Source organism: Micromonospora sp. DT233 (assembly GCF_049841815.1).
Lineage (GTDB): Bacteria > Actinomycetota > Actinomycetes > Mycobacteriales > Micromonosporaceae > Micromonospora.
Window position 1 is genome coordinate 147,270 of sequence record NZ_JBNCLB010000007.1, and the last position, 6,648, is coordinate 153,917.

At 78.5% G+C, this 6,648-nt stretch carries 6 protein-coding genes; 3 read left to right on the forward strand and 3 right to left on the reverse strand.

The genetic code is table 11. The annotated features are described in order from the left end of the window. Window positions 1-39: 39 nt before the first annotated feature. The 3 genes from ACLQ2V_RS17670 to ACLQ2V_RS17680 all read left to right on the forward strand — a co-directional run bounded on the left by ACLQ2V_RS17670 (window position 40) and on the right by ACLQ2V_RS17680 (window position 2,807). Window positions 40-1,305: a hypothetical protein gene (locus ACLQ2V_RS17670; protein ID WP_425719594.1), complete on the forward strand. Its 1,266-nt coding sequence runs from the start codon at window positions 40-42 to the stop codon at window positions 1,303-1,305. Between the two features lie 198 nt (window positions 1,306-1,503). After that, a complete protein-coding gene (locus ACLQ2V_RS17675) occupies window positions 1,504-2,109 on the forward strand; it encodes a response regulator transcription factor (RefSeq protein WP_425719595.1) in 606 nt (201 codons plus the stop codon). A 116-nt stretch (window positions 2,110-2,225) separates the two neighbouring features. Next, window positions 2,226-2,807, forward strand: coding sequence for a response regulator transcription factor (locus ACLQ2V_RS17680; RefSeq protein ID WP_425719596.1), 582 nt, complete (start codon window positions 2,226-2,228; stop codon window positions 2,805-2,807). Between the two features lie 82 nt (window positions 2,808-2,889). On the opposite strand, the gene ACLQ2V_RS17685 is transcribed toward ACLQ2V_RS17680, so the two are convergent. From ACLQ2V_RS17685 to ACLQ2V_RS17695, 3 genes are all read right to left on the reverse strand, one after another. Further along, entirely contained in the window at window positions 2,890-4,767 is a 1,878-nt protein-coding gene (locus ACLQ2V_RS17685; protein WP_425719597.1) for an ATP-binding cassette domain-containing protein, read from the reverse strand. Further along, window positions 4,764-6,497: an ATP-binding cassette domain-containing protein gene (locus tag ACLQ2V_RS17690; RefSeq protein WP_425719598.1), complete on the reverse strand. Its 1,734-nt coding sequence runs from the start codon at window positions 6,495-6,497 to the stop codon at window positions 4,764-4,766. The genes ACLQ2V_RS17685 and ACLQ2V_RS17690 overlap by 4 nt, the downstream gene beginning before the upstream one ends. A 75-nt stretch (window positions 6,498-6,572) precedes the next feature. Then, the coding region (locus ACLQ2V_RS17695; RefSeq protein ID WP_425719727.1) for a SapB/AmfS family lanthipeptide at window positions 6,573-6,648 on the reverse strand (76 nt) is incomplete at its 5' end.

Sequence of the window (6,648 nt, forward strand, 5' to 3'; positions counted from 1 at the left end):
CGATGTGTCGACACATTTGGGGAAGAGAGGTCGGTCCGCGTGCGCTGTCCCGCTGTCTGCCCCGCCCCGGCCGCGCTCGCCCTGGCGGCACGGCGCACCGGGGTCGTTCCGGTCGGGTGGGCGGCGCGCTTCGTACGCCGGTTCGTGCTGCTGGCCGGCGTGCTGGGCGCGGGGATGCTCGGGGCCGTGCTGCTGGCCGGCCCCGCTGCCGCCGCCGAGGGTGCTGGGCGCCCGGCCGGGGCGGCTGCCGACGCGGCGCACCGCCCGGCCGGCCCGCTACCGGAACTGCTCGACCGCCTGCTGCCCGCCCGCCCGCACGGCGGCCGACCCGGTGCCCCCGCCAGCGCCGGCCCCGAGCGGCCCCGACCCGCCGAGCCGCACCGGCACCGTCCGGCCGAGTCGGAGCGTCCCGCCGGCTCCGACCGGCGTCGTCCGGCCAAGTCGGACCGCCCGGCCAAGTCGGACCGCCCGGCCAAGTCGGACCGCCCGGCCAAGTCGGACCGCCCGGCCAAGTCGGACCGCCCGGCCAAGTCGGACCGGCCGGCCAAGTCGGACCGGCCGGCCAAGTCGGACCGGCCGGCCAAGTCGGACCGCCCGGCCAAGTCGGACCGCCCGGCCGACCTCGGCCGCGCCGCCGACCTGGCCCCCGCGCGGCCCGGTGACTCCGCGCCGTCCCCGGCCGTCGTGCTTCCCCTGCCCGGCAGCGCTGGCGGTGACCTCCTGGGCTGCCCGCGGGAACTTCTGCACGGCCGCCCGGCCTGCGCGACCGGCCTGGTCACCGGCGTGACGCGGCAGGTCGTGCCCCCGGTCGGCAGACTGGTCGGCGGGCTGCTGCACCCGTTGCTGCCGGGCCTGACCGTCCCGCCGGGCGGACCCGGTTCGCCGCTGCCGCCGGTCGGCGTCGCACCGGCCCCCGCCCCGCCGGGCGCACCCGGGTCGCTGGTCCCCACCGAGGTCGTGCCCGCCACCACCGCGTCGGCCCGGCCCCACCGGGCGGGCGGCGCGAGCGGGGCAACCAAGGCGTTCCCGCGCTGGTGGTCGGCCGTATCCGTGGTCCCCGGCGGGCCCGTCGCCATCGCCTCGGGACAGACCCGGCCGGCAGCCGGGTCGCCGAATCCCGGCCGGCCCGCCCGCCCGGCGCCCCCCGGCGACCGGCTCGACGACGTCCGGGCCGCCACGGGGACCGCGTCCGCCTCGCCCCAGGACAGCGGCTGGTCGTCCCGAGTCGACGGCCGCCACCGCACGGTCCTGACATCGGTGCCGGTCGAGGGCCGGGCCCCGGCGGTGAGCGCCCGCCCCGGCTGATCCCGGCCCGGTGGCGTCCCGCGCTCCCCGGCCCCGCGCCGGGCCGACCGCCGGACGCGGCCCCCCGTGGCCCCGAGCATCCCCAGTGGCGCCTGCTCCGGGCCGACGCTGTCCGTTCCGCGCGCACCGCCCCCGTTCCACCGCGTCGCACCGACCGGTGGGGGCGGCGCGACGCGTACCCGAGATCGGAGTTACGTGGTGATCCACGTCGTCGTTGCCGAGGAAATGGGACTGCTACGAAGCGCGCTGTGCGCGGCGCTGTCGAGCGAGGAGGACATCGAGGTCGTCGCCGATGCGGCTGGCCTCGGGCAACTGTGGGAGGCGCTGCGTCGGGAACGCCCCGACGTGCTGGTGCTGGAACTCAAGGCGGACGCGCCCGAGTCGGCGCTCGACGTCGGCCGGGTGCTGGCCGAGACCCCGCGCACTGCCGTGCTGGCGATGAGCCACCGCTGGAACCCGCCGCTGGTCGAGGCGGCCGTGACCGCGGGGGTGCGCGGGCTGCTCAGCAAGAGCGTCGCGATGCCGGAACTGGTCCGCGCGGTCCGCACGACCGCCGCCGGGGAACGGGTGATCGACCCGTCCGCCGCGGCGGCGGTGCTGAGCCCACCGGCCAACCCGCTGACCCGTCGGGAACTGGAGGTGTTGCGGGTCGCCGCCGAAGGGCTGCCGTTGAAGGAGATCGCCCGCCGGCTCTTCCTGGCGCACGGCACCGTGCGCAACCACCTCTCGGCCATCCTGCACAAGACGGGCACCCGCAACCGGATGGAGGCCGTCCGACTGGCGCAGCGGGACGGCTGGCTCTAGCGGTCGCGAAGGGGCCCCGGACACGGTTTCGGGGTCCCTCGCTCACCGAGCGGAGTCGGGGGCGCCGTGCTTGAATGTGCACCGGTTGTCAACGTTGCTGCCGGGAGAGGTCCGACATGATCCGTACCTTGCTCGCCCTGGACGGTGCACTGGTCCGGGGGGCGTTGTCGCTCGTCCTCGCCGCCGAAGAGGACATCCACGTGGTCGCGGAGGTGGGCCGCGGCGAAGCGGTGGACCAGGTCGTCCAGGCCGGCCGCCCGGACGTGGTGGTGATGGACTTCGGTCTGATATCCGACGTGGAGGCGGTGGTGCCCGCGTGCCCCCTGCTGGTGCTCGCCGACCCGCGTCGCGTCCGGGGCCTGCACGGCGTGTTCTCGCCGGGCCGCACCGTCGGCATCCTGCCCAACGACGTCGCCCCGCAGCGGGTGGTCGACGGGATCCGCCGGCTGGCGCGGCACGAGTCGGTGGTCGACGCCGAGCTCGTCCTGGCGGCGCTCGCCGTCGACAGCCCGCTGACCGCCCGGGAGACCGAGGTGCTGCGGCTGACCGCCGACGGCGCCCCGATCGCCGAGGTGGCCGGTTCGCTGCGCCTGTCCTGCGGCACCGTCCGCAACCACCTCGGGCGGATCGCCCGCAAGACCGGGGCCCGGACCCGGATCGAGGCGGTCCGCTTCGCCCGGGAGTTCGGCTGGATCTGACCCGGCCCGGGACCGTCAGGAGGACAGTGGCCGTCCGCCGAGGACGGCCACTGTCCTCGCGTACGTGCGCGGCCGGGGCTGCTCAGGCCCGCCCGGCCGGGGCGTGGGGCCGGGCGGGCCGGTCGTCCCAGTGGCCGACGAGTTCCCGGTAGGTCGCGGAGCCGGCCAACAGCTCCCCGTGGGTGCCGAGCACCGGCCGATCGCCGTCGACCAGCAGCACCCGGCGGGCCCGAACGGCGGAGCTGATCCGGTGGGCGATGACCACCAGCGTGCCGGGCCGGCGGGCGAACGCCTCCTCCACCCGCGCCTCCGCCGCCGGGTCCAGGTGACAGGTCGCCTCGTCGAGGATCACCAGCGGGGCGGGGGAGAGGTACGCCCGCACCGCGGCGACGAGCTGCCGTTCGCCGGCGGAGAGCGCCTGCGGCGTCACGGTTGCGCCCAGCCCGCCGAGCCGGGCCACCAGCGCCGCCGCCCCGAGGGCGTCGACGGCGGCCACCACGGCGGCGTCGTCGACCTCCGGGTGCAGGTAGCGCAGGTTGTCGGCGACCGACCCGGTGAAGACGTACGCCTCCTGCGGCACCAGCACCCGCAGCCGGGCCAGCGTGGGCGGCGCGGCGGCGGCCACCGGCACCCCGCCCAGGAACACGGCGCCGGCCTGCGGCGCCAGCAGCCCGGAGAGCAGGGCGGCCAGGGTCGACTTGCCCGCCCCGCTGGCCCCGACCACCACGAGGTGCTCCCCGGCGTCAAGGGTCAGCGTGAGCTCCGCCAGCACCGGCCGTGCCGCCGCGCCGTACCGGAAGGTGAGCCCGTGGATCGACGCGGCCGGCGGGGCCGGCGGCGCGGTCGCGTCCCGACCGGCCGGGACGTTGCCCGCCGGGCTGCCGGCCGGGGCCTGCGCGTCGTCCGGGCAGGTGCGCAGGATGCGGTCCAGGGTGACCACGTACCGCAGGCCGCCGCCGCCGAGGCCCTGCACCAGGGCGTGCAGGGCGGGTTGCAGGCCGGTGGCGACGTAGATCAACGCGCCGAGCACCGCGCCGGCGGTCAGGCCCCGCCCCACCAGCCACGGCGCGGCCAGCACCAGCACCGCCAGCGGCAGCCAGCCGCCCAGGCCGATGCTGAGGCTGCGCACCGCCGCCATCCGCGCCAGGGTCCGTTCGGCGGCGGCCTGCTCCGCCACCCGCCGGCCCACGTCGGCGACGACCCGCTCGGCCGCGCCGCACGCCCGCACGTCCCGGTGCCCGGCCAGCGCCGTCGCGGCGGCCCGGCCGAGCTCCTCGCCGGCGCGGACGTAGCGGCGCTGCTGCCCGGCCATCGCCGGGAGCGCGGCGAGGAAGACGGCGAGCCCGACGACCAGCGGCGCGGCCACCATGGCCGCCAGCACCGGGTCCAGGGCGACCAGCCCGAGCAGGGCCGCCCCGGCGGCGAAGAGGAAGCCCCGCGTCACCATCAGCAGGCCGGCGAAGGTGTCCCGGACCAGCTCCACCTGGTGGGTCAGTCGGGCCGCCGAGGCGCTGTCGGCACGCCCACCGGTCGCGGTGGCGTCGGCCAGGGCGGCCCGCACCACCCGGCCGGCGAGGTCGTCGCGGAACGGCTCGACCACCGCGCCGAGGCTGCGGTACGTCCGACCGGTGGCCAGCGCGCCGACGAGCACCGCCACGGCCAGCAGCCCGAGCCAGCGCAGGCCGACGCCGGGGCGACCGGCCAGGAAACCCGCGTCGACCGCCCGCGCCACCAGGGCGCCGGAGAGCAGCGCCGGCAGCGCCTCGACGACCGACCAGCCGACGAGCCGCGCCACGGCCGACCGCCGGGCGCGCAGCGCCCCCCAGGTGACCCGCCGCACCCCGCCGCCGGTCGCCGGCCGGCCCGACGTCGGGGCCGACCCGGTGGGGCCGGGTGGCGCGGTGGCGGTGGCGGCCGCCCCGGCCGGGCGGTCGGGCGTCGGTGGGTTCCGGTGGCTCATACGGCGCTCCCGTCGGTGGTGCCGTCGGTGCGGAAGACCGCCCGGTAGGCCGGATCCGCCCAGAGCCGCCCGTGCGGGGCGAGGGCGCGCAGCCGGCCGCCGTCGAGCCAGGCGACCAGGTCGGCCGCCGCCGCCGTGGCGACCCGGTGGGTGACCACCAGCCGGGTACGCTCACCCGCCCGCCCCGCCACGGCGCGGGCGATCCGGTGCTCGGTGACGGTGTCCAGGCTGGAGGTGGCGTCGTCGAGGATCAGCAACCGGTCACCCGCCGTGAAGGCGCGGGCCAGCCCCAGCCGTTGGCTCTCGCCACCGGAGAGCGGCGTGTCGGCCAGCGGGGTGCGGAAGCCCGCCGGTAGCCGGTCGACGACGTCGGCGACCGCCGCCGCCTCGGCGGCCCGCCGCACGGCGGGGGCGGCCGGGGAGCCGTCGGCGGGCGGGGCGGCCTCCTCCGGGGGCAGGGCCAGCCCGATCGCGTCGTGGACGGTCGCGCCGACCAGCACCGGCCGGTCGAAGGCGTACCCCACGGCCCGGCGCAGGGCCTGCGGGCAGAGTCGCGGCAGCGGCACACCGTCCAGGCGCACCTCCCCGGCGTCCGGGTCGTGCAACCGCCCGGCGACGGCGGCCAGGGTGGACTTGCCGGCGCCGGACGGCCCGACCACGGCCACCGTGGCACCGGCCGGGACGGTCAGGTCGACGTGGTCGAGGACGGGCCGGCCGTTGTCGGCGTACACGCTGACCCCGGTCAGGCTCAGCGCCCCCCGGCCCGGCGGCAGCGCCCGGTCGCCGTCGGCCGGCACCGAGTACGCCAGCACCTCGGCGGCCCGGGCGGCGCCGGCGCGGCTGCGCACCAGCCGGTTCAGGCCGGCCAGGACCGCGCCCAGGCCGGCGCCGATCGCCGCGTAGCGGACCGCCGAGATCAACTGTCCCGGGGTGAGCCAGCCGGCGGCCAGCGCGTACCCGCCGACGGCGACCACGCCCAGTTGCAGCAGCGGCGCCACGGCGGCGGTGCGGGCGCTGGCGCGGGCCAGCAGCTCCCAGCCGCGCCGGCCGTTCGCACCCAGCTCCGGCAGGGCCGCGAGGATGCGCTGCTCCTCCCGGCGGCGGGTACCGGCGGCGGCGATGGTCCGGGCACCGGCGAGGGACTCCAGCAGCCGGCCGGCGATCGAGTTCAGGGCCCGCTGGTAGCCGGCGGTGGCCGCCGACGCGTCGGCGACGAAGGCGCGCATCAGGACCGCCAGCAGCAGCAGCCCGGCCAGCAGGGTGCCGCCCAGCACCGGTTCGATCCAGGTCAGCGCGACGACGCTGCCGAGCGGGGGTAGCAGCGCGATCGCCCCGAGGACCACGGTGGTGCCGGCCTGGCCGGCGTCGGCGGCCTGCCCGACCAGCCGACCGACCAGGTCTCCGACGGGGTGCCGGCGGGCGGCGCGCACGTCCAGGGCGAAGAGGTGCCGAAGCAGCCGCTCCCGGAGCCGGCCGGTGGCGCGGGCCGCGCCGTACCCGCTGGCCAGGTCGGCGAGGGTGTCGGTGGCGACGAGGACGGCGACCAGGGCGCAGACGGCGGCCGGCCACCAGCGGCTCCCGCCGGTCAGCGCCGCGTCGACGGCGACGCCCAGCGCCGCCGGGAGCAGCAGCTCGGCGAGGGCGCCGGTCAGCGTGACGGCCGCCAGCACCGGCGTCCAACCGCCGCCGTCGCGGACCACCCGCCGGAACATCGCCTCGCCGCTGGGCATCGGTCCTCCTCGCGAACGGAAAGCGGCCCCGGGTGGACAGGTGTCCACCCGGGGCGCCGCAGAAACGACCCGCTGTCAGTTGCAGGTGGTGACGGAGAGCGAGCTGTCGCCGCAGAGCAGCAGGCTGGCGCTGGAGCCGCCGCCGGTGCGG